At 68.2% G+C, this 24,240-nt stretch carries 23 protein-coding genes; 10 read left to right on the forward strand and 13 right to left on the reverse strand.

Going from position 1 to position 24,240, the window contains the following annotated elements:
- Positions 1 to 15: 15 nt before the first annotated feature.
- Genes G9465_RS06645 through G9465_RS06655 form a run of 3 tightly spaced genes read right to left on the reverse strand, consistent with a single transcriptional unit; the run spans position 16 to position 1,674 of the window.
- The gene (locus G9465_RS06645; protein ID WP_166968413.1) at positions 16 to 537 is read right to left on the reverse strand and encodes a hypothetical protein; all 522 of its coding nucleotides are present in this window, start codon (positions 535 to 537) and stop codon (positions 16 to 18) included.
- Entirely contained in the window at positions 534 to 938 is a 405-nt protein-coding gene (locus G9465_RS06650) for a hypothetical protein (RefSeq protein WP_166968414.1), read from the reverse strand. The genes G9465_RS06645 and G9465_RS06650 overlap by 4 nt, the downstream gene beginning before the upstream one ends.
- Positions 931 to 1,674, reverse strand: a complete 744-nt coding sequence (locus tag G9465_RS06655) for a hypothetical protein (protein WP_166968415.1) — start codon at positions 1,672 to 1,674, stop codon at positions 931 to 933. Before G9465_RS06655 ends, G9465_RS06650 begins: the two co-directional genes overlap by 8 nt.
- On the opposite strand from G9465_RS06655, the gene G9465_RS06660 reads away from it, so the two are divergent.
- Positions 1,673 to 1,864 (forward strand): hypothetical protein, encoded by a 192-nt coding sequence (locus G9465_RS06660; protein ID WP_166968416.1) that lies wholly within the window; start codon positions 1,673 to 1,675, stop codon positions 1,862 to 1,864. The genes G9465_RS06655 and G9465_RS06660 overlap by 2 nt on opposite strands.
- 1 nt (position 1,865) lies before the next feature.
- Here the strand turns inward: G9465_RS06660 and G9465_RS06665 are convergent, their stop codons facing one another.
- Genes G9465_RS06665 through G9465_RS06680 form a run of 4 tightly spaced genes read right to left on the reverse strand, consistent with a single transcriptional unit; the run spans position 1,866 to position 7,140 of the window.
- Positions 1,866 to 2,309: a hypothetical protein gene (locus G9465_RS06665; protein WP_166968417.1), complete on the reverse strand. Its 444-nt coding sequence runs from the start codon at positions 2,307 to 2,309 to the stop codon at positions 1,866 to 1,868.
- A complete protein-coding gene (locus tag G9465_RS06670; protein WP_166968418.1) occupies positions 2,302 to 3,048 on the reverse strand; it encodes a type IV pilin in 747 nt (248 codons plus the stop codon). The genes G9465_RS06665 and G9465_RS06670 overlap by 8 nt, the downstream gene beginning before the upstream one ends.
- Positions 3,045 to 4,934 (reverse strand): type II secretion system F family protein, encoded by a 1,890-nt coding sequence (locus G9465_RS06675; protein ID WP_166968419.1) that lies wholly within the window; start codon positions 4,932 to 4,934, stop codon positions 3,045 to 3,047. The genes G9465_RS06670 and G9465_RS06675 overlap by 4 nt, the downstream gene beginning before the upstream one ends.
- Positions 4,924 to 7,140 carry a type II/IV secretion system ATPase subunit gene (locus tag G9465_RS06680; protein WP_166968420.1) on the reverse strand — a complete coding sequence of 739 codons (2,217 nt, stop codon included), beginning with the start codon at positions 7,138 to 7,140 and terminating at the stop codon, positions 4,924 to 4,926. The genes G9465_RS06675 and G9465_RS06680 overlap by 11 nt, the downstream gene beginning before the upstream one ends.
- Positions 7,141 to 7,295: 155 nt before the next feature.
- On the opposite strand from G9465_RS06680, the gene G9465_RS06685 reads away from it, so the two are divergent.
- Both G9465_RS06685 and G9465_RS06690 read left to right on the forward strand, forming a co-directional pair.
- A complete protein-coding gene (locus tag G9465_RS06685) occupies positions 7,296 to 7,931 on the forward strand; it encodes a hypothetical protein (RefSeq protein WP_166968421.1) in 636 nt (211 codons plus the stop codon).
- Positions 7,928 to 9,223 carry a hypothetical protein gene (locus G9465_RS06690; protein ID WP_166968422.1) on the forward strand — a complete coding sequence of 432 codons (1,296 nt, stop codon included), beginning with the start codon at positions 7,928 to 7,930 and terminating at the stop codon, positions 9,221 to 9,223. Before G9465_RS06685 ends, G9465_RS06690 begins: the two co-directional genes overlap by 4 nt.
- A gap of 52 nt (positions 9,224 to 9,275) precedes the next feature.
- Here G9465_RS06690 and G9465_RS06695 read toward each other — a convergent pair whose 3' ends face one another.
- Positions 9,276 to 10,409 carry a fructose 1,6-bisphosphatase gene (locus G9465_RS06695; protein WP_166968423.1) on the reverse strand — a complete coding sequence of 378 codons (1,134 nt, stop codon included), beginning with the start codon at positions 10,407 to 10,409 and terminating at the stop codon, positions 9,276 to 9,278.
- A 152-nt stretch (positions 10,410 to 10,561) separates the two neighbouring features.
- On the opposite strand from G9465_RS06695, the gene G9465_RS26030 reads away from it, so the two are divergent.
- Entirely contained in the window at positions 10,562 to 10,687 is a 126-nt protein-coding gene (locus G9465_RS26030) for a hypothetical protein (protein WP_255491970.1), read from the forward strand.
- 42 nt (positions 10,688 to 10,729) lie between these two features.
- On the opposite strand, the gene G9465_RS06700 is transcribed toward G9465_RS26030, so the two are convergent.
- Positions 10,730 to 11,260 carry a GNAT family N-acetyltransferase gene (locus tag G9465_RS06700; protein ID WP_166968424.1) on the reverse strand — a complete coding sequence of 177 codons (531 nt, stop codon included), beginning with the start codon at positions 11,258 to 11,260 and terminating at the stop codon, positions 10,730 to 10,732.
- A gap of 169 nt (positions 11,261 to 11,429) precedes the next feature.
- On the opposite strand from G9465_RS06700, the gene glmS reads away from it, so the two are divergent.
- The gene (glmS, locus tag G9465_RS06705; protein ID WP_166968425.1) at positions 11,430 to 11,867 is read left to right on the forward strand and encodes a methylaspartate mutase subunit S; all 438 of its coding nucleotides are present in this window, start codon (positions 11,430 to 11,432) and stop codon (positions 11,865 to 11,867) included.
- Here the strand turns inward: glmS and G9465_RS06710 are convergent.
- Complete coding sequence (locus G9465_RS06710; RefSeq protein WP_166966288.1) at positions 11,808 to 12,191, reverse strand: hypothetical protein; 384 nt, start codon at positions 12,189 to 12,191, stop codon at positions 11,808 to 11,810. The two genes, glmS and G9465_RS06710, sit on opposite strands and share 60 nt — an antisense overlap.
- Positions 12,192 to 12,604: 413 nt before the next feature.
- Here G9465_RS06710 and G9465_RS06715 point away from each other — a divergent pair, with 413 nt between their 5' ends.
- The 4 genes from G9465_RS06715 to G9465_RS06730 are packed head-to-tail and all read left to right on the forward strand — an operon-like array spanning position 12,605 to position 20,152.
- Positions 12,605 to 14,332, forward strand: a complete 1,728-nt coding sequence (locus G9465_RS06715) for an L-lactate permease (RefSeq protein ID WP_166968426.1) — start codon at positions 12,605 to 12,607, stop codon at positions 14,330 to 14,332.
- A 6-nt stretch (positions 14,333 to 14,338) separates the two neighbouring features.
- Entirely contained in the window at positions 14,339 to 17,425 is a 3,087-nt protein-coding gene (locus G9465_RS06720) for an FAD-binding and (Fe-S)-binding domain-containing protein (protein WP_166968427.1), read from the forward strand.
- 7 nt (positions 17,426 to 17,432) lie between these two features.
- Positions 17,433 to 17,942: an LUD domain-containing protein gene (locus tag G9465_RS06725; protein WP_166968428.1), complete on the forward strand. Its 510-nt coding sequence runs from the start codon at positions 17,433 to 17,435 to the stop codon at positions 17,940 to 17,942.
- A complete protein-coding gene (locus tag G9465_RS06730; RefSeq protein ID WP_166968429.1) occupies positions 17,939 to 20,152 on the forward strand; it encodes an LUD domain-containing protein in 2,214 nt (737 codons plus the stop codon). The genes G9465_RS06725 and G9465_RS06730 overlap by 4 nt, the downstream gene beginning before the upstream one ends.
- On the opposite strand, the gene G9465_RS06735 is transcribed toward G9465_RS06730, so the two are convergent.
- The 3 genes from G9465_RS06735 to G9465_RS06745 form a co-directional block, all read right to left on the reverse strand.
- Entirely contained in the window at positions 20,139 to 20,612 is a 474-nt protein-coding gene (locus G9465_RS06735) for a hypothetical protein (RefSeq protein WP_166968430.1), read from the reverse strand. The genes G9465_RS06730 and G9465_RS06735 overlap by 14 nt on opposite strands.
- A complete protein-coding gene (locus G9465_RS06740; RefSeq protein WP_166968431.1) occupies positions 20,609 to 22,366 on the reverse strand; it encodes an Nramp family divalent metal transporter in 1,758 nt (585 codons plus the stop codon). The genes G9465_RS06735 and G9465_RS06740 overlap by 4 nt, the downstream gene beginning before the upstream one ends.
- Positions 22,367 to 22,433: 67 nt before the next feature.
- The gene (locus tag G9465_RS06745; RefSeq protein WP_166968432.1) at positions 22,434 to 22,997 is read right to left on the reverse strand and encodes a helix-turn-helix domain-containing protein; all 564 of its coding nucleotides are present in this window, start codon (positions 22,995 to 22,997) and stop codon (positions 22,434 to 22,436) included.
- Between the two features lie 102 nt (positions 22,998 to 23,099).
- On the opposite strand from G9465_RS06745, the gene G9465_RS06750 reads away from it, so the two are divergent.
- Positions 23,100 to 24,239 carry an acyl-CoA dehydrogenase family protein gene (locus tag G9465_RS06750; protein ID WP_166968433.1) on the forward strand — a complete coding sequence of 380 codons (1,140 nt, stop codon included), beginning with the start codon at positions 23,100 to 23,102 and terminating at the stop codon, positions 24,237 to 24,239.
- The last annotated feature ends 1 nt before the right edge of the window (position 24,240 follow it).

Consider the following 24,240-nt stretch of genomic DNA (forward strand, 5'->3'; position numbering starts at 1 on the left):
CGGTCGGCTCACTGGTCAGTGCCCCATCGAATCGACCACCACGGTGATAGTCGTTTCTCCTCGCTCCGTGGTCGTGGTCACGTCGACGGCGACGCCGAGGACGTGCGTGCGGTCGGTCCGGTTCTGGACGACGACGCCGCGGTCGGCGACGCAGTCCCCGAACTGACGGTCCGGTCCGCTCGGACAACTGGCGTCGGCCCACGCGGTCGCGACGCTCGCGTTGTACGCTATCGCAGTGACGGTCCCGCGTTCGATGCGGACGGTTCGGAGACGCGCCAGCGTCGGTCGCAACTCGTCGCGGACGGACGTGACTGCGACGGTGCGACGGGCCCACGAGTAGTCGCCGGGAACGTCACTGCTTGTCGTCGCGACGGCCCGGTCGAGCACTCGGAGCGTCCCCGCCGTCGGGTCGCCGTACTCGGCCGTCGCGCGCACGTCGTCGTGATACCCCAGTTGCAGGTACGCGAGGACGACGGGCGCGAGAGCCACGGCGACCAGCGCCGCGGCGACGAGCACCAGTTGGCCGCGCCGTCTCACGCGTACCACACCTCGATTCGGACGGTCCCGGACCCGGTCGAGACTGTCGCCGTCCCCGTCGTCATCTGTCCGGGAACCGGCGTTCCGACCGACCCGTGTGGCGTCTCGACGTGGAACAGGACGTTCTCGGGGAGGATGCGCGCGACGCGTCGGTCGAGTGCGTGCCGCTCACGCTCGAAGGCGCGTTCGCTGACGACGACCTCCTGTAGCCGAGTCGTTCTGTCGTGGCGCGGCGGTTCGTTCGCCAGTATCGTCGCGGTGTCCTCGGCGTAGGCCTCCAGTTGCGGGACCCGCGTGTCCGGCGCGGGCGTCCCGAGCGCGAACCCGAGCGCGACGCCCAGAATCAGGACGGCACCGAGCGCTACCTCGACGAGCGACAGCGGCAGTTGCGCCCTACGCATCGACGGTCACCGCCAGCGTGGCCTTGGTCGTCCGCGGGGCGTCGTAGGCGATCCGGACGCTCCCGTCCGGTAACTGCCCCGCCGCCTGGAACTGCAGTTGCGTCGTCTCGTAGGTCGGCAGGTCGACGGCGAAGGTCCCTCGAAGCCCACTCCCGTTGTGCAGCAGGACTCTGTCGTTCGCCCTGACGGTCCAGACGCTCGTTCCGGGCGGTGGGGTGATGGTTACCGTCGCGTTCTCGGCCCGGCGTGGGAGCGTGACGCTCGTCCCGTTCGGTTCGACCGTCGCTCGCGTCCGTCGCTCGACGAGGGCGAGTCGGCGGATGGTGGTCCCATCTACCGTGTCACCGGTGGCCGCCAGTCGGGTACCGTCGAGTTCGACGGCGACGGCGTACTCACGGGCCGGCGGTGCTGTTCGGCGCAGCGCCGCCGCGTCGAACGACGCGACCCGGGACTGATTCAAGACGTTCGCGCGATCGGTCAGGGGTCCGTCGGCGTCGACCAACAGGTCGGCCGTCGCCGCCGCGACCCGGCGCTCGTCCGGTGTCCGGTCCGCGCCGGTGATGGCCGAATCGGCCATCGCGAGTCCCAGCGCGGTGACGACGGTCAGGAGAACGAGGGCGATGCCGACCGCTGGGAGGGTCGTCTGTGCACGTCGCGGCGACGGCTTCGATTCGCGTCCCGATGCCGTTTTGACGCTGGCGAGTCCTTTCGCGGCCGTGCAGACCCTCGATCCCATGGACCTCCTGTTCGTCGGCGGGTTCGTGGCGGTGCTCTGTCTGGGTATCGCCGGTCTCGTCACCGTCGCCGCACCGGCGGCACTACCGGAGTTCGTATCTGCCCTCCGGGGGGCGTTCGTGCTGTTTGGCGCCGCGTTCCTCGCGCTGGGTGTCCTCGGGGCCGTCGCCGCGACCCTCGTCGGCGACTGACTCATGCTTCCTCCAACCGGACCGTGACGGTCCCGTTCCCGCCACCGACGGTCACCACCGTCTCCTCGCCACTGTGCCACGTCCCGGAGAGTGCGGTCACGCGGTCGGATAGGACCGGTCGAGTCCGGCCACCGACGCCCTCCTCCGGGTGAACGAGGACTAACGCGCCGCCGTCGGTCCGTATCTCGTAGGCCACCCCTTCGATAGTCGCCGGCAGGTCGACGCGATACGTCGCGTTCACCGACCGACCCGATGGCGGGACGGCCTGTTCGATACGTGCGGTTGCCTCCGCGAGGGTTCGCTCGCCGAGTTCCGCACCGACCGCGCTCCGATAGGCCGGTACGGCCCCGCCGTACAGCGTCGTGGTCAGAAGCGCGACGTACAGCAGGACGATGCCGATCGAGAGCACCTTCTCGACGACGGTGCTCAGGCCGCGGTTATCCACTGGCTACCTCCGTGTGCATCTCGTGGACGACCAGATGGAGCGTCTGCTGGCCGTCGACGTTCGCGACGACGCTCGGGACGCCGTCGCCGTCGATGTCACTGACGCTGGTTCGCGCGCCGACGCGTCGGAAGTACCGCGCCAGCGGGCCGGGAGTCGCCGTCTCGACTGCGATGCCGTAGTCGGCGCTAGCGAGTCGTTCGTGGTCGTGGGTCACGTTCGTCCGGAGGAGTGCGGTCACACCGCCGGTTCCGCTCACCGTCGCCCCGCTCTCGTTCAGCGTCGGGACGCCGAGGACGAGCGTGCTGTTGTCCCGCGTGACCGTTAGTGATGGCTCCCGTACCTGCCACGCGTTGTCCGGGTTCCCCCGAACGACGCTGCCGCCTACGAAGGCAACCCGGCTCGGGCCAGAGGTGTACACCACTCCACCGACGTCGATGCGCCGCTGAACGCCGCTGGGCGTTAGTATCCGGAGGTCACGGGAGACGGTCGTCAACCGTCCGTCACTGAACCGGACGCGGACTCGGTTCGGACCCGTTCCTTCGACCGGTCGCAGTCCCTCCGCCAGCGCGCTCGCGACGCGGGCCTCGTCGGCCGTCGCCGTCTGGCCGTCGACGACACTACCGACGACGGCAGTAAGGCTGCCGAGTGCGACGGCAGTGATCCCGAGCAAGAGGACGACGCCGACGACGTGTGACTGCGCGCGGGCGGTCGTTCCCTGCTCGCGGCCGTCTCGACTCACAGGAGTCCCACCCCCGCGAACACGACGTAGGCGGCGAGTACCAGTGCGCTTGAGTGCAACAGCGCCTCGTAGAACCCGCGGCTGGCGGTACCGGCGAACCAGCCACAGGCGAGCATCGTCGCCTGCGTGACGACGTAAAAGCGGTAGCGCTCTCGCTCGGGGTCGATGACCGACGGGTCGAAGGCGACCGTCTGTCCGCTGGCGACCGACGATAGCTGCGCGAACTCCGAGAGGACGTAGACGTTGACGGCGACGGTGATACCGACGACGAGCAGCGCCGTCGTCCAGCCGACGGCGACGTACACCATGAGTGCGGCCCGGAGCGACTTGCGCTGGTGGTACAGTTTGCCGATTTCGGTCTGGAGCGTCTCGAAGACGTCCTCGGCGTCACTCCCCGCGTCGAGGGCGCCGACGACCAGCCCGATCGTCTGCTCGGCCATCGGCGTGCCAACCCGGTCGACGAACTGGTCTAGGGCCGCCGCTCGCCGGTCGTCGGCCGCCTCCGTCGGACTGTCGCCCAGCGAGAGCGTAAACGCCAGCGACTCCACGTCTTCGGTGAGCGCGCCGAGTTGCACGTCGTCGGCGACGCGACGGACGGACTCGGGGAACGGCCGACCGAGCGCGACGTGACCGGCGACGGCGTGGACGAAGTCCTGTATCTCGCGGTCCTTCGCGTCGTCCCGTCGCGCCCGGCGGACGGCGACGGCGCCGACCGGGAGGCCGACGCCGACGTACGAGAGAAGCAGGACGTTGACGGGTCGGTAGCCGAGCAGCCAGCATCCGACGGCGAGGACGCCGCCCGCAGGCAGGCAGACTGTGAGGGTACTGGCGGGGTTCGACGGTATCGTTCGAAGCGTCGCGAGTACTCCGCTCGGTCGCTCGTAACTCGGTGCGGCAGTGTTCCGTGGCCGGAGGGTCGTGACGACGAACGCCGCGAGCAGCCCCGTCGCGAGGACGAACGCCGCGCTCCCGTAGACGATGCCGCTGCGGACCGACACCGCACCGACGGGCGTCGGGACCGGTCGGGACAGGCCCGGTGCGAGCACGCCCATCACCGTCACGATGAGGACGACGAGCGCCGGGACGACCAACAGGACGACGAACAGTTCCGCGAGCAGTTCGAGGTAGCCGGTCGCTCGCTCGTGCCGACGGCTCTGCTCGTGCGAGAGCAGTCGGCCCTCCATCTCCAGATACCCCTCCAGCGCGTCGGCGCTCTGGTTCGCGTGTTCGCGGAACTTCAGGAGAAACGGCGCGAGCAGGTCGCGGGAGGGCGTCTCACTCGCCACTCGTTCGAGGCCGGCGTCCAAGCTCCCGGTCAGCGTACCGTGGTTGAGCGCCCGGCGGAAGGCGACGGCCGTCTCGCCGTACGCGTTCTGCTGAGCGACGGCCCGCAGCATCGCCCGTCGGTCGTGGGTTCCCGACGCGAGTACGCGGAGGTACCGCACTGCACCGGGCAGCGTCGCCGCGATGTCGGCCCGGCGCGCCGCCGCGACCCACGTGAGATAGCGGTTCCCGGCCACGAATACGAGCGACCGGAGGCCGACGCCGGCGAGGAGAGCCACCGACAGCGCCACGGCGACCCGGGGGGCCGTCGGGAGCGTGAGTCTGTCGAGGACTGGGAGGCTTCGAGCGAGCAGTGCCACCGCTCGGTCGAAGGTCCCGGCCGGCAGTGCCAGCGCCAGCGCCCCGGTCACGAACGTCCCGGTGACGAGCGCGAACCACGCGAGTCCGTACACGCGGGCGACGTAGAGGTCGTACCCGGTGTCGGGATTGGCTGCCCGATAGCGCTCTCTGGTGGTCGCGTGTCCCTCGTCGTTGGCGTGATGAGCAAAGAGTGCGTACAGCCCTCTGTCGAGCAGTCCGAGCGTCGGGCCGTCAGTCGCCATCTTCACCGACCTCTATGTGCAACGGGTCCGCCGTCCCTTCCGTTCGGCGGAGGCGTTCGACCGTCGCGGCCTCGTTCGTCTCTAAGTCCGCGAGGACGCCGAACAACTCGGTGAAGTCCGTGACACCCTCTCGGACGAGATACTGGACGTAGCGGTGGCGGCGGTGGAACGTCTCTTCGACGGCTTCGACCGGTTCGTCGCGAAGCGTAGCGAGGCGGTCGAAGATGTCGGTCCCGACCCGTCGATGGTCGTCGCCCAACTGTGGGTGGTCGTAGGCCAGTTCGAACGTGCCGTCGCGGCCACGACGGCAGAGCGTGTTGTAGTGAATCGTCTCGCCGTCTTTCTCGATGGTCTCACAGCGGTCGTGGACTGGATCGTCGACGAACTCGACCACCTCGCCGACGTAGCGGTCCCCGCCGACGTGGCGCGGGAAGACGACGAGGTCTATCTCCTCCAGCAGATACGTCGGGACGCCCTTCTCGATGACGCGGTTCACGAGTGTCTCGATGTCCGCGGCGTGGGTCGTCCCGAGGACGCCGTGGCCGGTGTTGAGCGTCTCCGCGAACGTCTCGAAGGAGGCCGGCGTGTTTATCTCGGCGATGACCTCCACGTCGGGGTTCAGGTAGTTACACTGCGTCATGAGGTCCGCCATCGTCACGCGGCGGTGGTCTCGCTCGTGGTCGCGGGTCGTCAGTGACACCCCCGTCTCGTGTGGGATCCGAACCTCGCGCGACCCCTCGTCGATGCTGATGGGACGGTCCCGATACGGGATGAACGGCATGTGTGCGTTCAGGAGCGTCGTCTTGCCGGCGCCGGTTGGCCCCGAGAAGAGGACGACGCCGTGGGACTCGTACAGCAGCCACAGGAGTGCGACCAGTTCCGTCGGCAGCGAGTCTCGTTCGACGAGGTCGACCGGCGTCATCGCGTCGGCGGACTGCTTCCGAATCGAGATGTGTGGCCCGTCCTCGCTGATGGTGGGAAGTGCCACCGCACACCGGATGGTCTCCTCGCTGTCGTGGACGCCGCCCTCGGGGTCGATGTTCACCTTCGCGCTCGGGTTCGAAGCGTTGAGTTCGGTACCGTCGTCGGCGGCGAGTTGCGTGACGACGTTGACGAACGCGCTCTCCGAGTCGAACGAGAGGTTCGTCGGAACCCGGCCGTCGTGGCCGAGGTCCGTTCGCGGGAGGACCTTCACCCGTTCGCCGACGCGGTTGGCCTCGATATCTTCGAGCGTGTGGTCTCGGATGGGGATGGTGAGTTTCCCGTGACCGACGAGATCGCGGAGGACGTAGTAAAGCAGGTCGTCCAGTCTGTCGTCGGCGAAGCGGCGGTCGACGGGCGGCACCGCGAGGTCCAGTTCGGAGAGCGCTGCCCGGACCCGATAGCGTGCGGCATCTAGCCACTCGGTCGTGTTGCGCACTGTCAACTGGCGGGCCAACAGCGAACTGGCGCGGTCACGGACGAACGCGACACTGTCCTCGACGAGACCGTCGACGCTCGTCTCCCAGACGCGCTCTTTGCACGCCTCGATGAGTTCCTCGTCGCCGGGCAGCAGGTCCGGTTCCCGGACGGCGTACTTCGTCGTGAACGGGTCGCTCCCGAGCAGATGTTCGCGGTAGACGACCACCGGCACCTCGAACTCGTGGAACCGAACGGTGTGTCGGCCGACGCGTTCGCTGGCGAAGCGGTCGATGTAGTCCGGGTCCGCTCCGAGGTCGGTCTCGACGGGTGCGTAGTCCTCGGTGTGGACCACGACGCCGTCGTCGGTGACGTCGGCGACGTCGATGCGGTCGTCGAGTGCGTACGGCGTCAACTCGCCGAGACACGCCAGCGAACACAGCGCGTGATAGGCGATGCGGCGCCGGGTCGCCGGCGAGCAATCGACCAGTCGGTCGATGACGCGGCGGTGTTTCAGGTCGAAGCCGCTGTCCATCCGTTCAATAGCACCTTCGCGCGTGCGCGGTCGCTCGATGTTCGCGCCGTCGAAGTACGACTCGACGGTCGTCAGCATCTCGGTCGCGTCTGGTCCGAGAACCGGTTCGCGGACTTCGTACTGGAACCTGTCGTCTCGACGGACGGTGACGACGACGCCCGGGTAAATCTCGTCCTGTTCGCGGACGCCCGGCGCGTACCACGCGTCGGCGTCGTCCGGCGGTACCGGTGCGGGCACTGCTGCCGTTCCACCCTGTCTCCCCGCTCCACTCATTACCACTGTCTGGGTCCTCTCTACAACTTAAATTATGGGTTCTATATGAGATATGAACTGGGGCCGGCACGAGCTAACAGTCTGTCCGGCCACCGAACGCCCAGAGACGAGACGATGACACAAAGCGTTTATCGCTCCGTTAAGTGCTGTCTGCCATGCCTTGGTCCCGTAGACGCATCCTCACTGCCCTCTCCAGCGGTGTCGCTGCCGGCCTCGCAGGCTGCGAGACCGGTGACAGTCCCGCACCCCCACCCACCGTCGAAGACGACGACCGACTCGTCGATGAGTACGACTCGGTCCACGTCCGGAACACGGACGGCGCGGTCCTGTACACCACGCAAGACACGATTCCGACCGATACCGAAGACGCGGAACGCCAGCTCCGCGGGAGTGACCACCTCGTCACCCGAGCGTCGTTCGAGGAGGCGACCTTCGGGTCCGTCCCCGAGGCCCGCGAGTTACGTTCGTTCGTGGCCGAGACGGATTTCGAGACCCATTCCATCTACCTGTTCACGACGGCGGTCGACGCCTGCCACGAGATTCACATCACGTCGATGGAGCGTGACTCGGACGGCGACCCGCACGGCAACTTCTGTCAGGCACGCAGGCCCGCCGACGTCACCTGTTCGACCGACGACACGGACTCGGTGGCTATCGCCGTCAGACTGCCGTTCAGCGCCGAGCGGTCGTCCGGGCTTGGCACGGGGATGGCCAGTCACTGCCGACGGCCCGACGAGCCAGTCGCGTTCAGGGCCGAGGTCACCCCCCGGAACGGGAGTGATGGCTCGTGAGACGGCGCGACCTGCTTGCGGCCTGTGGCGTCGGGCTGACTGGGTTGGCCGGTTGTTCGTCGGTGCCGTGGACGAACGAGGACGAGGGTCCGGACGTGGACACGGCGGCGCTGGCCGCGGACCTCGACCCGGTGGCGTTCCCGGCGACGCCGTTCCCCAGCGACGTCCTCGACACCTGCGTGACGCGACACCGCGAGCGCGCCGAGACGTTGCTCGACCGGGTGCCGTCGGACCCCTCGATACCGAACGAGGCGGTCCGACAGGAACTCGACCACGTCCGGCCCGACCCCGAGGAGCGGCCGCCGGAGTCCCTGCCGGACGGCGAGTGGGCGCTGGACTGGCTCGACGACTGGCGGCGGTATCGAGCGGACGCGGCGACGGCCGAGGCCGCCTATCGGGCGGCGACGGGCACCGACGACGCGGGGGCGCTCGCGACCCGTCGACGGGAGATTCGCGGTGCCATCGGCGACCTGTGGGCGGACTGGACCTACCGCGCCCCGGACCCGCTCACGGCTGCCGTCGTCCACGCGCCGCTGGAAGATATGGTCGACACCGCGCGTCGATTCGTCCAGCCGCGAGAGACGTACCCGTCGGACCCGGTCGCAGCGCCGTTCAGAGCCGGTGAGGTCGTCCACTCCGTCGAGCGAGCCGATGCGGTCGTGGCGGACGCGCGACGGATTCGCGATGCGATAGTCGACGGCGATACGTCGCCCCACGCTGGGGCTCTCGGCACCGCCACGCAACGACTCCGGTGGTCGCTCTCGGAGACGGCCGACGGACTCCACTCGTACGTCGAAGAGGGAGAGGAGGCGTTCGGCCGCGAACTGAGCGGCGCCGACCGAGCACTGGTCACGGAGTCGACCCGGTCGTTTCGGTATCTCCGGGAGGAGGTCCGCGAGTTACACGACGACGACCAGTACGCGCTGGCCGTCGTCGAGACGGGCCGCGCGCTCGTAGCGGCCGAAGTCCTCCGGGCCATCGTCACGGGTGTCAGGAACCGCGAGTACCCCGACGAGGTGACCGAATCGCTCGTTCAGCAGGCCGCGGCAGACGCACGGACGGCGGTTCGCGGCGTACTGGACCAGTCACAGTCGCCACTGACCGTCGCGCTCCTGCACCCGGCGCTGGACAGACAGCGCGGGACGGTTCGAGAGATGGCAGAGGGATACCACGACGGTGCCGACGCCTACGCGGCGTTCACGCGCACCGCGATGTACGCACGCGGCGTCCCCGAAGCGACGACGTTCGTGGCCGGCCGACTCGACGAGGCCAGCGAGGACGGGGACGGGTGAGGCGGCCCAGCGACGGGGTGCGGCGGTTCTCGAAGCCCCGGTCCGCCCCGCCTCAGTCGTCGGTCGCCGACGGCGACTGTTCGGGCGCGACGGTCCAGCGGTCTTCGAGCGACTCCATGATGTCGGTCCAGCCGCCGTATTCGAGTTCGGACGTCTCGACGGTTCCGGGGCCGAAGGCGCCCTGTCGTTCGCGGAACTCCCGGAAGCGCGTCGCGGCGTCGTCTCGGACCGAGTCCCAGAACGTGGCGTCGAAGGGGTACACTGGCTCCGAGAACCGGCCGTCGTTCAGGACCATCCCGATGGCCTTGACCAACGGCGGGCCGTCGAAGTACGAGGGGATCTCGCCGCCGTCGCTCTGTATCGGATAGAACACGCCGTGGTGGGACCCCCGCATCGCACCCGCGACGAACGGTGGGGTGGCGTAGGGCTGGAGAATCTCGCCGGGTGACGGGAAGTCCGCCTGCGTCCGGACGACTGCGACGGGGTCGTCCTTGCCGACGTACTCGCCCGCGACGTTCCTGAGTTTCTGTGTCGACACGGCGGCCACCTCTGCCCCCGTCGCGCGCGAGAGAATCTTCTCGATGCCAAAGCGGTGTGGCTCCATCAGGAGCGCCGTGAGGTCCCAGCCGTCTTCGGGGACGTCCAGTTCGATGCGTCGCGCGCCGTCGTCGGTGTGTTCTAAGTCCATCACCCGGAACGTGAATCCCTCGTGAATCGTGTCCTTGAGCAGTAGACCGGTCGTGTACCGCGGGTCGGCGAAGGCGGTGTACAGCGGCTGGTTGAACGCGCCGGGTTCGGTCTTGTCCGCCCCGAACACGAGGAACGGCTCGGCTTCCCGCTCCTCGAAGGTGATCTCACACACGCCGGGCCCGAGGCCGCGGACGTTGCCCGCGAAGGCGTCTTCGAGGAGGTCCTGTCCAGCGCCGTAGAGGCCCTGTTCCTTGGCTACCTCGGTGCCGGCCTCGAACGCGTCCCACGCAAGGCGGTGGACGTCGTCGTCGTCCTCCCCGCGCGTGTGGCTCATCATGATGTCGACGTCGTCGCCGACGGTGAACACGAAGTAATCGTCGAGGAACGCCCCCTCGTCCGCCAGCACGTCTTCGACCGCTGCGACCAGTTCGGCCGTTGGCCGCCAGTGGCCGGCGTTGCTCCCGACGTCAGCTTTGATGACGGATACTGTTCGCATAGTCCCTCACCAGAAGCCACGGCGGTGACGCACAAAAGTATAATCCAAGCAACATTAACTACGGACCCAGTTGCATCTTGTTCGATGCCGCCCCGTCGTGTCGAGGCCGCCGCCAGAGCAAAGTGTGTTGCGTGCTAACAATGATGTGCAGCATGTTTCCTCGCACCGCCCGGACAGACAGGTCGGCGTTCGAGCGCGTCCGTGACGCGATTCTCAATCGCGGCGACCCGGACGAGGACGAGTCACCGACGGGACCCGGCGCTCCAACGCCGGGGTAGCCGCAGTCGGCCGTCGGTTTTTCGGGCCACTGGTTCGTCCGGTCACCCCTCAGATTCGTCTAGTTCGCGCGTATAGACGGCCTCGTCGCGCCGTTCGCCACCGATAGTGACGGTCCTCGTCGCCGTCTGCTCGAAGCCGAGTTTCCCGAAGAACACCCGGCTAGCGTCGTTGTCTGCCAGGTCCAGCGCGCGGACGCGCTCGACGCCCTGCTCGGCGAATAACTCCCTGAGTCGCTCGTAGAGCCGCGTCCCGACCCGTTTGCGGTGTCGGGTCGGGTCGACGTACAACCGGAGGATGGTCCCGACCGGCCCGTAGACGACACCCTGTGCGAAGCCGACGACCTGTTCGTCGTCGCGCGCGACCAGCATCGTCGCCTCGACGTCGAGGTCGCTGGCGGGAATGTCGTCGGCCCAGCCGTGGAGCGCGCTCCCGACCGGCCCCGAGTACCACTCTTCGATAGTCTCGTCGATGACGTCGGGGTCGAGGCTGTCGTAGGCGTCGTGCCACGCACGACGGGCGACACGGCGGATTCCGTCGGCGTCGGAGTCGAGGGCGTGTCGTATCTGAATCATCGTCGTCGGTGGTCTGTCGGGGCCATCGCGACCACGCCTCGCTGTACTCGGCTCACTGTTGGCCGCAACTGAGGGACGCCTCGAACCTAAGCCCACCTCTTTTGACGCCGTGCTAACTATCATGGTCTTTCATTAACTTTATCGTGCTGGCGCGTTTTGGTGAGCGTACATGACGACAGTCATCCTCGGTGTCATCGGGTCCGACGCGCACGTCGTCGGTATCACCATCCTCGAACGGGCCTTCGCTGCGGCCGGGTTCGAGGTCGTCAACCTCGGCGTCCAGACCTCCCAGACGGAGTTCGTGGCGGCGGCCGACGCGCGGGACGCCGAGGCCATTCTCGTCTCCTCGCTGTACGGTCACGCAAAGCAGGACTGCAAGGGGTTCCACGAGCAGGTCGACGCCGCAGGGCTGGACGTCACGACGTACATCGGCGGCAACCTCGCCGTCGGACAGAACGACTTCGATGAGACGCGAGCGACGTTCGAGGCGATGGGGTTTGACCGCGTCTTCGACTCCGAGACCGACCCCGAGGAGGCCATCGAGGCGCTACGGGCCGACCTCGGCCACCGGATGCCCGAGTCCGAACGCGCCCGTGTCGACGCCTGAACCCTCGGCCTGTTCTCCCGATGTCGTCTGCGTGGCGACCCGGAAGCGCGTCTTGAGCGACGTCGCGTTCGGGGCGCTCTCTGGGAGACAGCGGTCCGGACGTCCGTCGTCTCCCTCGCCCATCTCACCACACTGCTCGCAACGCCACGTGAGAGCGCCCTCACCGAACTCCTGCCCGGGGCGGTCCTCGGTCGGCGTCGAACGTGTCCTCGACCGCCAACGCTCCGCCGACTGTGTCGACGACGAATCGCTCGTCGGTCGGAGTCCGTGTGGTGAGCGACCACCGCGCGACGTCGGGCGCGACCCGGCGAGCGACCGCTCCACCACGGTCGGGGACAGGCTGCCGTGGCCGCCGACCGGTTTCGACGTCGTGACCCGGTCAAGTCTATCGATTACAGTTGTGTGTAACGCGGCTGAACCGCCGGTAGCGCGGCGTTTGCAGTCAACTGCACACCGCCCAATCGGTACACACAACTGTATCGAACGGGGGATTCCTGCCCGAATATTACGATAGTATATTCGAGAAACGTTCTATCAGAATCGGTTTCGGTTCCTTTGGCGCTCACTGAGTCCGTTTGATAGACACTCGAACCCGCTGAACGGTAGTTGGTTATAAATAGTGCATAACGGGATGGCTCGGCTATGCCAGTTCCACCGGCATACCCACACGCACAGACGTACCGTCACGGGCGGAGACACGGCCCGGTATCCCACCGTCAGGGAGGTGACGACTGAAGATGGCGACACCGACACAGATCGGCTTGGCAATCCTGCCGCTCGCGACCATCGCGTTCCTGATGATCGGGCGCTACTGGTCTGCGACGCGGGCGATGCCGGTCGCGTGGGTGGTCGCCCTCGCCGTCGGCTTCTTCGGCTGGGGGATGTCGCCCCGCTGGATCGCCGCCGCGTCGATAAACGGCGCGATAACGGCCTCGAACATCCTGTACATCGTCTTCGGGGCGATACTGGTGTTGTACACGCTCAAGCAGACGGGCGCGTTCGACGCCATCAATCAGGGGTTCACCTCAATCAGCGACGACCGACGCGTACAGGTCGTCTTGCTCGTGTTCCTGATGGGGTCGTTCATCGAAGCCGCGGCCGGATTCGGGACGCCGGCGGCCGTCGTCGGCCCGCTACTGGTCGGCCTCGGCTTCCCGCCGCTGGCGGCCGTCGTCGTCGCGCTGACGGGCAACCTGATGGCCATCACGTTCGGTGCCGTCGGGACGCCGCTCATCATCGGCCTGGAGGACATCTTCAGTTCGACCGAGTCTATCCAGTCGACCGTCGCGGCACAGGGGATGACCATCCCCGAGTGGGTCGCACAGATAGCCGTCTGGGCGGCCACCTACCACGTCATCGTCGGCGCGCTGCTGCCCTTCATCGGCGTCGCGATGATGACCCGGTTCTTCGGCGAGGAGCGGTCCATCAAACCGGCGCTGGAGGTCCTGCCGCTGACGCTGTTCGCGTGGGCCTCCTTCTCCGTGCCGTACTGGCTGACCGCGTACTTCCTCGGCCCGACCTTCCCGGGTCTGTTCGGCGCGATGGGCGGGATGCTCATCACCGTCGGCGCACTCAAGGCGGGCTACTTCCACCCCGACGAGGAGTGGGACTTCGCCCCCGAAGAGCAGTGGCCAGAACACTGGGTCGGCGACATCGCCCCCGGTGAGTCGTCGTCCGGACAGACCGGCGCCGTCGCCGCCGACGGCGGGCAGGTCGCCACGGCTGGAGAGTCGATGTCGCTCGTCCGTGCGTGGACGCCCTACGCAGTGCTGGCCGGCCTGCTGGTCGTCACCCGCGTCATCGACCCCGTGACGAACTTCGTCACGTCGACGCTGGTGCTGGAGTGGGGGTCCATCCTCGGCACGTCGATGGGCAATAGCTTCGCCGTGCTGTACCTCCCCGGCGCAGTGTTTATCGCCGTCCACCTGCTGACCATCCCGCTCCACGGGATGGAGGGCGAGGAGGTCAAGGCCGCCTGGCTGGAGACCATCGAGAAGGTCACGCCCGCGGTGCTGGCGCTGGTCTTCGCCGTTGCGACCGTCCAGATAATGATCCAGTCCGGCGAGACGGCCGGCATCGACAGCATGCTGGTCGTCCTCTCGGAGGCGACGGCCAACACCGCCGGCGTCGTCTACCCGTTCTTCGCCGCGCTGGTGGGCGCCTTCGGGGCGTTCCTGGCCGGATCGAACACGGTCAGCGACATCCTGTTTGGCACCTTCCAGTACAACGTCGCCGCCGACCTCGGGGTCTCTCGGACCGTCCTCGTCGGCGCGCAGGCGGTCGGCGGGGCCATCGGCAACCTCATCGCGGTCCACAACGTCGTGGCCGCGCTGGCGGTCGTCGGCCTCGTCGGCGAGGAGGGGCGCGTCATTAGACTCGAACTCATCCCGCTGGCCTACTATGCGGTGATGACGGGCATCCTCTCGCTCCTGTTCGTCTACGTCGTCGCACCGGGAACGTTCTGATCAGCCATGTCGAGACAGGACATCCCGGCACAGTCCGACGCGACGCCGGCCGCGGACCCGCGGGCCGACTACGACCACGTCGCAAGCGGTGGGTCCGACGCCGACCTCGCCGCGGCGCTGGCCGACCGGGTCGACGGCGACGTCCGGTTCGACGAGTACTCGCGGGAACTGTACGCCACCGACGCGAGCATCTACGAGGTGCCGCCCATCGGTGTCGTGTTCCCGGCGTCGACGGCCGACGTGGCGGCCGTCGTCGAGTACTGTGCCGACGAGGACGTGCCGGTCCTGCCCCGCGGCGGCGGGACGAGTCTGGCCGGCCAGACGGTCAACGAGGCCGTCGTCCTCGACTTCACGCGGCACATGGACGCGCTCGGCTCCGTCGACCCGGACGGGAAACGGGCCACCGCGCAGGTCGGGACGACGCTGGGTGACCTGAACGCCGCACTCGCGCCCCACGACCTGAAGTTCGCGCCTGACCCCGCGTGGGGCGAGAAGTCCGCGCTCGGCGGGGCTATCGGGAACAACACCACCGGTGCGCACTCGCTCCAGTACGGCAAGACAGACCACTACGTCGAGGAGTGTGAGGTCGTCCTCGCGGACGGCACCGTGACGACCTTCGGCGAGGTGCCGGTCGACGACCTTCGGGACCGGGCCACCGACGCCGACGGCCTCGAAAGCCGTATCTACGCGGCGGTCGCGGACGTCCTCGACGACCACCGCGACGAGATAGCGGCGGCCTACCCCGACCTCAAGCGCAACGTCTCGGGGTACAACCTCGACCGCCTCGTCGCCGAGGCCGAGGGCGAGTACGGTGAGGCAGGGACCGTGAACCTCGCCAGCCTGCTGGCCGGGAGCGAGGGGACGCTGGCTATCGTCACCGAGGCGACCGTCGCGCTCGAACCCGTCCCCGAGACGAAGGCGATGGCGCTGCTGTGCTACGACGACCTCGTCGCTGCGATGGCCGACGTCGCGCCCATCCTCGAACACGACCCGGCGGCCGTCGAGGTGTTGGACGACACGATGCTGGACCTCGCGCGCGACACCGCGGAGTTCGCCGACGTGGCGGCCATGTTGCCCGAGGGGACGCGCGCCACGCTCGTCGTCGAGTTCTACGCCGAGGGCGACGACGCGGGCCGCGCGGCGGTCGACCGGCTGCTGGCCGACCGCCTCGACGGGTCCAAAGCGGTGACCGACGCACCCGTCACCGCCGTCGACGCGCTCGAAGCCCACGACGAAGCCGAGCGCGAGCGGTTCTGGAAGCTCCGGAAGTCCGGGCTCCCCATCCTGCTCAGTCGGACGAGCGACGCGAAACACGTCGCGTTCATCGAGGACACGGCGGTCCCACCCGAGAACCTGCCGGACTACGTCGCGGACTTCCAGCAGGTGCTCGAGGACCACGACACGTTCGCGTCGTTCTACGCCCACGCCGGGCCGGGCGTGCTCCACATCCGCCCACTCGTGAACACGAAGTCCGTCGACGGCGTCGAGCAGATGGTGTCCATCGCCGACGCCGTTACCGACCTCGTCGTCGAATACGGCGGGTCGGTTTCCGGCGAACACGGCGACGGCCGTGCCCGCACTTGCTGGAACGAGAAGCTCTACGGCACCGACATCTGGGACGTGTTCCGCGACCTGAAGACGGCGTTCGACCCCGACTGGCTGCTCAACCCGGGGCAGGTCGTCGGCGTCGACGCGGCGGCCGTCGAGGCCGGCGAGGCCCCGCCGCGAGCGACGACCGTCGACATGGCCACGCGCCTGCGGTTCGACCCCGACTACGAGTTCGACCAGTCGCTGACGCCGACGCTGGACTGGACCGACGAGAACGGGATGCAGGGGATGGTCGAGTTGTGTCACGGCTGTGGCGGCTGTCGCGGCCCGCAGGAGACCACCGGCGGCGTGATGTGCCCGACCTATCGTGCGGCCGACGAGGAGATAACGGCAACCCGCGGCCGGGCGAACATGCTCCGGCAGGCGATGAGCGGCGACCTGCCGGACGACCCCACCGACGAGGCGTTCGTCTCCGAAGTCATGGACCTCTGTATCGGCTGCAAGGGGTGTGCCCACGACTGCCCGAGCGGGGTCGACATGGCGAAACTAAAGGCCGAGGTAACTCACGCTTACCACCAGGAACACGGCGTGAGTCTCCGCGACCGGGTGTTCGCCAACGTCGACACGTTGTTCGACCTGGGGAGCCGCGTCGCACCCGTCGCGAACGCGCTCTCGTCGCTCCCCGGCGCCGACCGACTGCTGGAGGCCACGCTCGGCATCGCCCGCGAACGGGACACGCCGACGCTCCACCGGGAGACGTTCGTCGACTGGTTCGAGAGTCGCGGGCCGACCGTCTCGGCGGCCGACGCCGAGCGCTCGGTCCTCCTGTTCCCGGACGCGTACACGAACTACGCCCACCCCGACGTCGGGAAGGCCGCCGTCGCGGTCCTAGAGGCGGCCGACGTCCGCGTCGCGGTCCTCTCGGATCACACCGACAGCGGCCGCCCCGCGTACTCGAAGGGGATGCTCGACCACGCGCGGGCGACAGCCGAGACGAACGTCGAGGCCCTCGTCGACCACGTCCGGGCCGGCCGGGACGTGGTGTTCGTCGAACCGTCCGACGCCGTCATGGTCCAGTACGACTACCCGGACCTGCTCGGTCACGACGACGAGCAGGTAGCGACGGTGGCGGCGAACACCTACGGGTTCTGTGAGTATCTGGACCGCCACGACCTCGACCGGGGAATCGACTGGGCTGACGTGGACCAGTCGCTGACCTACCACGGCCACTGTCACCAGAAGGCGACGCAGAAGGACCACCACGCCGTCGGCGTCCTGCGCCGGGCGGGCTACGCTGTCGACCCGCTGGACTCGGGGTGTTGCGGGATGGCCGGCAGTTTCGGCTACGAGGCCGAACACTACTCGATGAGCCGGGCTATCGGCGACATCCTCTTCGAGCAGGTCGACGACAGCGACGGCGAACAGGTCGTCGCGCCGGGGACCTCCTGCCGGACGCAGTTGGGCGACCGGGGCGAGGACCCAGAACCGCCGCACCCGGCCGAGACGCTCGCCGCAGCACTGCCGGACGACCACACCAGACCGTGATTCACCCGTGACTACCGACTACACGACGCTCGACCGCTTCACCGAGCGACTCGACGACTTCGACGTATCGCACACGCTGACCACGCCGGACGGCGTCCCCGACGCCATCGAGGCGGTGTCGGACTCGCCGGCGGTCGGCGTCGAACTGCCCGACTCGCTGGGACGGCTCCCCGATGTGGTCCAGACCGACCCGTCGCCGAGCGACCTGCGAGCGGCCGTGACGGGCGTCACGCACGCGACGCTCGGCATCGCCGACTACGGCAGCCTCCTCCTGCCGTCGACCCCCGCCGGAGCCGAACCCGTGAGCCTCTATCCGGACCGGCACGTCGCCGTCCTCGCCGAGGACGACGTCGTCCCCGGCATGACCGAGGCGCTGGCCCACCTCGGAGACCGGTTCCGGGCCGACGGCGGGGACGCCATCGTCGCCACCGGCCCCAGCGCGACGGCCGACATGGGCGCACTGGTGAAGGGCGCACACGGCCCGAAAGCCGTCCACGCCGTCGTGGTCCAGTCATGACCGCGAGCGACCGCCAGTCGAAGGCCGACCACATCCGGCACATCCTCGAGACGGAGGGCGACGCCGTCGCGGCGAACACGCAGGGGTTCAACGCGGGCCGGTACGAGTCGGTGGCCGACCTCGAAGCCTACGAGGACCTCAAGTCCGAGGCCCGCGCCATCAAGGAGGACGCCATCGAGCGCTTGCCCGACCTCATCGAGGACCTTCGTGAGGCCGTCGAAGCCAACGGCGGGACGGTGTACCTCGCCGACGACGCGGCCGACGCGAACCGCTACGTCCGCGACGTGGTAGAGGACGCGGACGGGGACCGCGTCGTCAAGAGCAAGTCGATGACCAGCGAGGAGATAGAGTTGAACGAGGCGCTGGCCGACGACTGCGACGTGGTCGAGACGGACCTCGGCGAGTGGGTCCTGCAACTGGCCGACGAGGCACCCTCCCATATCGTCGCGCCGGCCATCCACAAGTCCCGTGAGGGCATCGCCGAGCTGTTCACCGAGCGGTTCGACCCCGATGAACCGCTGGAGACGGCCGAGGAACTGACCATGTTCGCCCGCGAGAAACTGGGCGAGCAGATCGCCGACGCCGACGTCGGCGTCACGGGCGCGAACTTCCTCACCGCCGATTCGGGGACGATGGCGCTCGTGACGAGCGAGGGCAACGCCCGGAAGACGGTGGCGGCGACGGACACCCACGTCGCCGTCGCCGGCGTCGAGAAGGTGATTCCGAGCGTCGAAGACCTCCGCCCCTTTATCGAACTCATCGGCCGCTCCGGGACGGGACAGGACATCACCTCATACGTCTCGCTGTTGACGCCGCCGGTCGACTCGCCGACGCTGGACTTCCAGCGCGACGAGACTGGGCCGGCCACGGACCGGGCGTTCCACCTCGTCCTCATCGACAACGGCCGGCTGGCGATGCGCGAGGACGACGACCTGCGGGAGACGCTGTACTGCATCCGGTGTTCGGCCTGTTCGAACTCCTGTGCGAACTTCCAGCAGGTGGGCGGCCACGTCTTCGGCGGCGAGACGTACTCGGGCGGCATCGCCACCGGGTGGGAAGCGGGTATCGAAGGCCTGGACACCGCCGCCGAGTTCAACGACCTCTGTACGGGCTGTTCCCGCTGTGTGACCGCCTGCCCGGTCGAAATCGACATCCCGTGGATAAACACGGTCGTCCGGGACCGCATCAACCGCGGTGCGGACGCGGAACTCGACTGGCTGGTCGACGGATTGGTGCCCGACGAGGAACCGTCGGGACTCGACCCGCAGAAACGGCTGTTCGGCAACTTCGCGACGCTCGCGAGACTCGGGAGCGCGACGGCGCCGGTCTCGAACTGGCTGGCCGACACTGCCGTCTCCCGTCGCCTCATGGAGCGGTTCGTCGGCATCGACCGGCGCCGCGACCTGCCCACGTTCGCGTCGGAGACGTTCCGCGAGTGGGCCGACGGCCGGTCGACCGTGGCGAACCCGGAGCGCGAGGTGGTCCTGTTCCCCGACCTCTACACGAACCACGTGCAGGTCGAGCGCGGGAAGGCGGCGGTCCGGGCGCTGGAAGCGCTGGACGTCGCTGTCCACGTCCCGGACGTGCCCGCGAGCGGCCGCGCCCCGCTCTCGCAGGGGATGATAGCGACCGCACGCGACCACGCCGAGACGGTCGCCGACGAACTCCTCGACCACGTCGAGGCCGGTCGGGACGTCGTCGTCATCGAGCCGAGCGACCACGCGCTGTTCCAGCGGGAGTACGAGCAGTTGCTCGACGCCGACCGGTACCGCGCGCTCGCCGACGGTAGCTACGAACTGTTCGAGTACGTCTACGGCCTGCTCGCAAACGGCGCGAGCGCCGACGCACTCGTCAGCGGCGACGGTCGGCGTCTCGCCTACCACAGCCACTGCCAGCAACGGACCCTCGGCGTCGAGCGCTACACCGAAGCCGTGTTGGATGACCTCGGCTTCGACGTGGTCACATCCGACGTCGAGTGCTGTGGGATGGCCGGCAGCTTCGGCTACAAGCAGGAGTACTACGACGTCAGTATGGCCGTCGGCGACGAACTCGCGGCCCAGTTCACCGCCGACGGCGTCGAGGACCGGACCGTCGTCGCCAGCGGCACCTCCTGTCTCGACCAACTCGGCGACCTGCTGGAGCGCCCGTCGAAACACCCCATCGAACTGGTCGCGCCGACCGCCGGCACCGAGCGGGTCAGCGGCGACTGAGGTCCGGGAGCGCGTCCCGAAGCCCGAGTCCCGCTTCTCGTTCGACCGTCGCGTCGTAGGGCGCGAGCACGGTCCGTACCGCGCCCGCGAACGAGTCGACGTCGACCTCGCCGTGGACCCTGACCGTCAGCGACGAGCCGGTCGCCCGGTCGAGGACGACCTTCACCCGCCCGAGGCTGCCGCCGTCGTAGATTCTGATGGCCTCCAGCGTCTCGTAGGGGAGCTCCTGACACCGTTCGGCGGTATCGAGGGCGGCTGCCACGCCCTTCTCGGTGACCGTCGCAGCGAACGCCTCCGCGCGTCGTTTGCCACCGCCGGTCGCGATGTCGAACCCCGTCAGGTAGTCGTACTCGACGGCGAGGACACGGTCCGGGTAGAACAGCAGGTCGAGCAACCGGAGCGGGTAGCGGCCCGTCATCGTGTGGTGGAGGTGGACGCGCACCCGGTCGACGTCGCTCACGAGAACAGGCCCCGGCCGGCGTCGGCCCCGTCGACGGTGCCCGCCTGCTCGAACTTCGCTCGCGTAGTGCGGTAGATGACGTAGGCCTGTACGGCGCCGTAGCCCGCCCAGAGGACCAGCCCGCCGGGACCGCTTCCGAGAATACTCATCTGGACCGAGAACACGGCGATGCCCAGTTGCGTGCTGAGGACGGTCCCGACGAGCAGGACGCTGAAGTAGCCGAAGAAGGCGGCGGCGACCCACATCGCGACCGTCCGACCCCACCCGGGCATCGTGTGTTCCGGGAGTCTGACCGCGTTGACGAGCTGAATCACGACGATGTAGGGCCACATGATGAGCCCGGACATCGCCGCGCCGATGACCAGCAGGTTGAACGGGTTCTCCACCTCGAACGGGAGGAGCAGGATGAGGATGCCCCAGCCACAGAAGACGGTCAACAGCCCCCAGAACAGCCGGGGGAGTCGCCAGCCGGCGTCGCGACCGTACAGTTCGTAGATGACGTCGGAGCTGTTGCGGACGAACGACTCGATGATGGCGTACTCGGTGGTGAACAGCGCCAGAAACAGCGTCGCGTAGATGGTGGCGCCCGCGAGCGGACTGACCGACGGCGCGATACCGACCAGCCACATGTCGACGGCCGTCCGCGTCGTCCCCGGGGCGTACGTCCCGGCGATGACGACGAGGATGGTGGTGATGACGACGAGGCCGACGGCGAAGGTCAGCAGGTGTTCGAGCTGTGCCACCCGCCACCAGCCGCGCCACCGCTCCGTGTTCGGCGACGCCGGCGTGAACGAGAACCCGTCCTCGTGGACCGTCTCGGGGTCGTCGCCGGCGAAGGGGTTCTTGATGCGGCCCTGATAGCGTCCCATCCCGTACCCCTTCTCACGGACCCAGAGACTCTGTGAGAGATTGAGGTAGCCGCCCGCGCCGGCGTAGGCGATGCCCCCAAGCAGTATCGCCACGACCACAGCCGGGGGCTGGTCGCCGACGAGCGCCGGACCACTCGGCAGCGCCGGGAGTGCCGTCGGTGCGCCGACCAGCACGAACAGCACCAGCGCGAACGTCAGCGACAGCACCACGAGGAACAGTTGCAGTCGCTCGACGACGTTGTACATCAGCGGCGTCAACTGATAGGTGAGCCAGATGAACACCATCAGCCCGATGCCGAGCAGTCGCCAGCCGACGAGTTCGACGCCCGCGAGTTGGTAGGTGCCGAGGGACAGCCCCGCGGCGCCGACCTTCGCGGCGCTCGCCGCCCACCCCGGCCACCCGAGGCTGACGAACCCGCCCAGCATGAACGCGAACGGGACGAGCGGGTGGACCCGTTCCATCCCCCGGAAGACGCTCTCCCCGGTCGCGAGCGTCCACCGCTGTATCTCCGTGTTCACGACGAACTGGAGCAACACCCCGGCGATGAATATCCAGTACAGCGCCCAGCCGTACTGTGCGACGAGCTGCGGCCAGAACAGCGTCTCGCCGCTTCCCAGCGACGCACCGAGCATGATGGCACTCGGCCCGACGACGTGTTTGAGCCGCGGGACCTTCGGGAGGTCGAGCAGTCTGAACGACCCGCCGCGGCCCGCGTCGGGGTGGTCGTCGTCGGCCGGTGCGGTGTCGAGGTTGTCGTAGGCCACCGGGGTGTAGGTCGATGTCGGATAGCCGAGTTCCTCGGGGGTGGCGTACACCACGGAGTCACCGTCGTCATCGCTGCCGCTCTCAGAGGGAGCGTCTGTCTCGTCGGTCTCTGTAGGCATCGTGTTCCAGTGTTCGCTCGTCGTGCTGTCTGCACCGGCCCCGACGGCCGGGGGTTGAACTATTCACTCAGCCACCGATGTAGTGCCAGACGTGGTCCGGGTCGGTGGCGACGTCGACGTTCGGGAGTTCCTTGAGTGCGGGTTTGATGACGTCCCACCACTTGTCGGCCGTGTCGTAGCCGGCCGGGTGGTCCGGGAACACCTCGGTGATGACCTCCGTCTCGGAGGCGTCCGGGTTCTCGTTGAGGTAGTCGTAGGCCGCGCGGAGCGCGTCCCGCCGCTCCGCCAGTCGGTCGCCCGACCCGGGCAGGTCGACGCTGGCGATTTCGCGCTGTACCGGTGGGGCCTGTTCGCGCTGTGCGGTCGGGTCCCCGGTGTGTGGCGTCTCCATGGGGACCCACCAGACGCGACCGCGAGCCCCGACTTTCCGCGTCGCGAGTCGGCCCTGTTCGACGAGTTCGTTGAGTTTGTTGTGTGCCGTCCGCCGCGAGCAGTCCAACTCGTCCATCACGTCGTTCGCCGTCAGCGGCCGCGCCGGGTCAGACCGGGCATCGAACACCGCGAGAACAGTGTCGAGGGTAAACTGCCCCGTCGACGAACCGCCCTCGGTGCCGGTCGTCGCGTCGCCCATACCGGAGAGTTACACTCGTATGTAATGTATCTTGGTGTACGAACCTCGCCCGCCTGCCGTTTCGGGACGAGATTTATCTCGTGGCCGCCTGAAGACGGAACGATGGGAATGCTTAGCACGGACCAGCGCGCGTTCGCCGAGCGCGCCGAATCGGTCGCTGCCGAGTTCGCCGACGACGCCTACACGTGGGACGGCGACCCCCCGTGGGCGAACCTCCGGCGACTGGCCGAGGAAGGGCTCTACTGCCCGTCCATCGACGAGGCGTACGGCGGACAGGGCCGGTCAGACGTGGCGGCGTTGCTCCTGACGGAAGCGGTCGGTCGCGAGTGTCCAGACACCGGGTGGTTCACCTACATGCAGAGCGTCGTCGGCCCGCGAGCCATCGACCTGTTCGGGTCCGAGGCGGTGAAAGAAGCGTACCTCCCGGACGTGACTGCGGGCGAGAGTTTCGTCTCCATCGCCATCTCTGAACCGGCGGCCGGCTCGGACGTGGCGTCGATGACGACGGAAGTCACAGAGGAGGGCGGCCAGCTGGTCTGCAACGGCGAGAAGACGTGGGTCGGTGGCGTCCCGTTCGGCGACGCGGCGGTGACGTGGGTCCGGTTTCCGGAAGGGCTGGGCTCGGTGGTCATCCCGTACGACGACCCCGGCGTGGAAATCGAGGAAGTGTACACGAACATGGCCGGCTACGCCCAGACGCACTTCACCATCGACGACGTGGTCGTCCCGGAGAGCCACGTCCTCACCCGCGGAGAGGACGCGTTCAAGGAGCAACTGGTCGCGCTCAACTGGGAACGCCTCGGGAGTTCAGTTCTGACGGTGGCGTGGGCCGAGGCGGCGCTGGAACTGGCGTTAGCGTACGCGAGCGAGCGCGAGCAGTTCGGCCACCCCATCGGCGACTTTCAGGGCATCGAGTGGAAACTCGCGGAGATGTATCGGCAGGTCGAGACGGCCGCCGCGCTGGTGTATCAGGCCGCCGCGGGTGCCGCGGGCCACGGCCAACCCCCGTCCCGCCTCCAGACGTCGACGGCGAAGCTCCACTGCTCGCGGATGGTCGAGGCCGTCGTCAGCGAAGCCGTCCAGATAGTCGGCGCCCGCGCCTACCAGCAGGGCCATCCGCTCGAATACCTCTACCGCCTCGCTCGCGGGCGGCGCATCGCCGCCGGTACCGACGAGATGCAGTTGAACACCGTCGCCAGAGCGCTGAAAGACGACGGCCTCCCGGCCGTCTCGGAGCGGTAGT

This window comes from Haloarcula sp. JP-L23, from assembly GCF_011602445.1.
In the GTDB taxonomy this organism is placed as follows: domain Archaea; phylum Halobacteriota; class Halobacteria; order Halobacteriales; family Haloarculaceae; genus Haloarcula; species Haloarcula pellucida.

Excerpts from the sequence above, each read along its gene's own strand:
- G9465_RS06650 (WP_166968414.1), bottom strand. The coding sequence starts at position 938 with ATGCGTAGGGCGCAACTGCCGCTGTCGCTCGTCGAGGTAGCGCTCGGT.
- G9465_RS06660 (WP_166968416.1), top strand. The coding sequence starts at position 1,673 with ATGGACCTCCTGTTCGTCGGCGGGTTCGTGGCGGTGCTCTGTCTGGGT.
- G9465_RS06655 (WP_166968415.1), bottom strand. The coding sequence starts at position 1,674 with ATGGGATCGAGGGTCTGCACGGCCGCGAAAGGACTCGCCAGCGTCAAA.
- G9465_RS06675 (WP_166968419.1), bottom strand. The coding sequence starts at position 4,934 with ATGGCGACTGACGGCCCGACGCTCGGACTGCTCGACAGAGGGCTGTAC.
- G9465_RS06680 (WP_166968420.1), bottom strand. The coding sequence starts at position 7,140 with ATGAGTGGAGCGGGGAGACAGGGTGGAACGGCAGCAGTGCCCGCACCG.
- G9465_RS06685 (WP_166968421.1), top strand. The coding sequence starts at position 7,296 with ATGCCTTGGTCCCGTAGACGCATCCTCACTGCCCTCTCCAGCGGTGTC.
- G9465_RS06695 (WP_166968423.1), bottom strand. The coding sequence starts at position 10,409 with ATGCGAACAGTATCCGTCATCAAAGCTGACGTCGGGAGCAACGCCGGC.
- G9465_RS26030 (WP_255491970.1), top strand. The coding sequence starts at position 10,562 with ATGTTTCCTCGCACCGCCCGGACAGACAGGTCGGCGTTCGAGCGCGTC.
- G9465_RS06700 (WP_166968424.1), bottom strand. The coding sequence starts at position 11,260 with ATGATTCAGATACGACACGCCCTCGACTCCGACGCCGACGGAATCCGC.
- glmS (WP_166968425.1), top strand. The coding sequence starts at position 11,430 with ATGACGACAGTCATCCTCGGTGTCATCGGGTCCGACGCGCACGTCGTC.
- G9465_RS06715 (WP_166968426.1), top strand. The coding sequence starts at position 12,605 with ATGGCGACACCGACACAGATCGGCTTGGCAATCCTGCCGCTCGCGACC.
- G9465_RS06720 (WP_166968427.1), top strand. The coding sequence starts at position 14,339 with ATGTCGAGACAGGACATCCCGGCACAGTCCGACGCGACGCCGGCCGCG.
- G9465_RS06730 (WP_166968429.1), top strand. The coding sequence starts at position 17,939 with ATGACCGCGAGCGACCGCCAGTCGAAGGCCGACCACATCCGGCACATC.
- G9465_RS06740 (WP_166968431.1), bottom strand. The coding sequence starts at position 22,366 with ATGCCTACAGAGACCGACGAGACAGACGCTCCCTCTGAGAGCGGCAGC.
- G9465_RS06745 (WP_166968432.1), bottom strand. The coding sequence starts at position 22,997 with ATGGGCGACGCGACGACCGGCACCGAGGGCGGTTCGTCGACGGGGCAG.
- G9465_RS06750 (WP_166968433.1), top strand. The coding sequence starts at position 23,100 with ATGGGAATGCTTAGCACGGACCAGCGCGCGTTCGCCGAGCGCGCCGAA.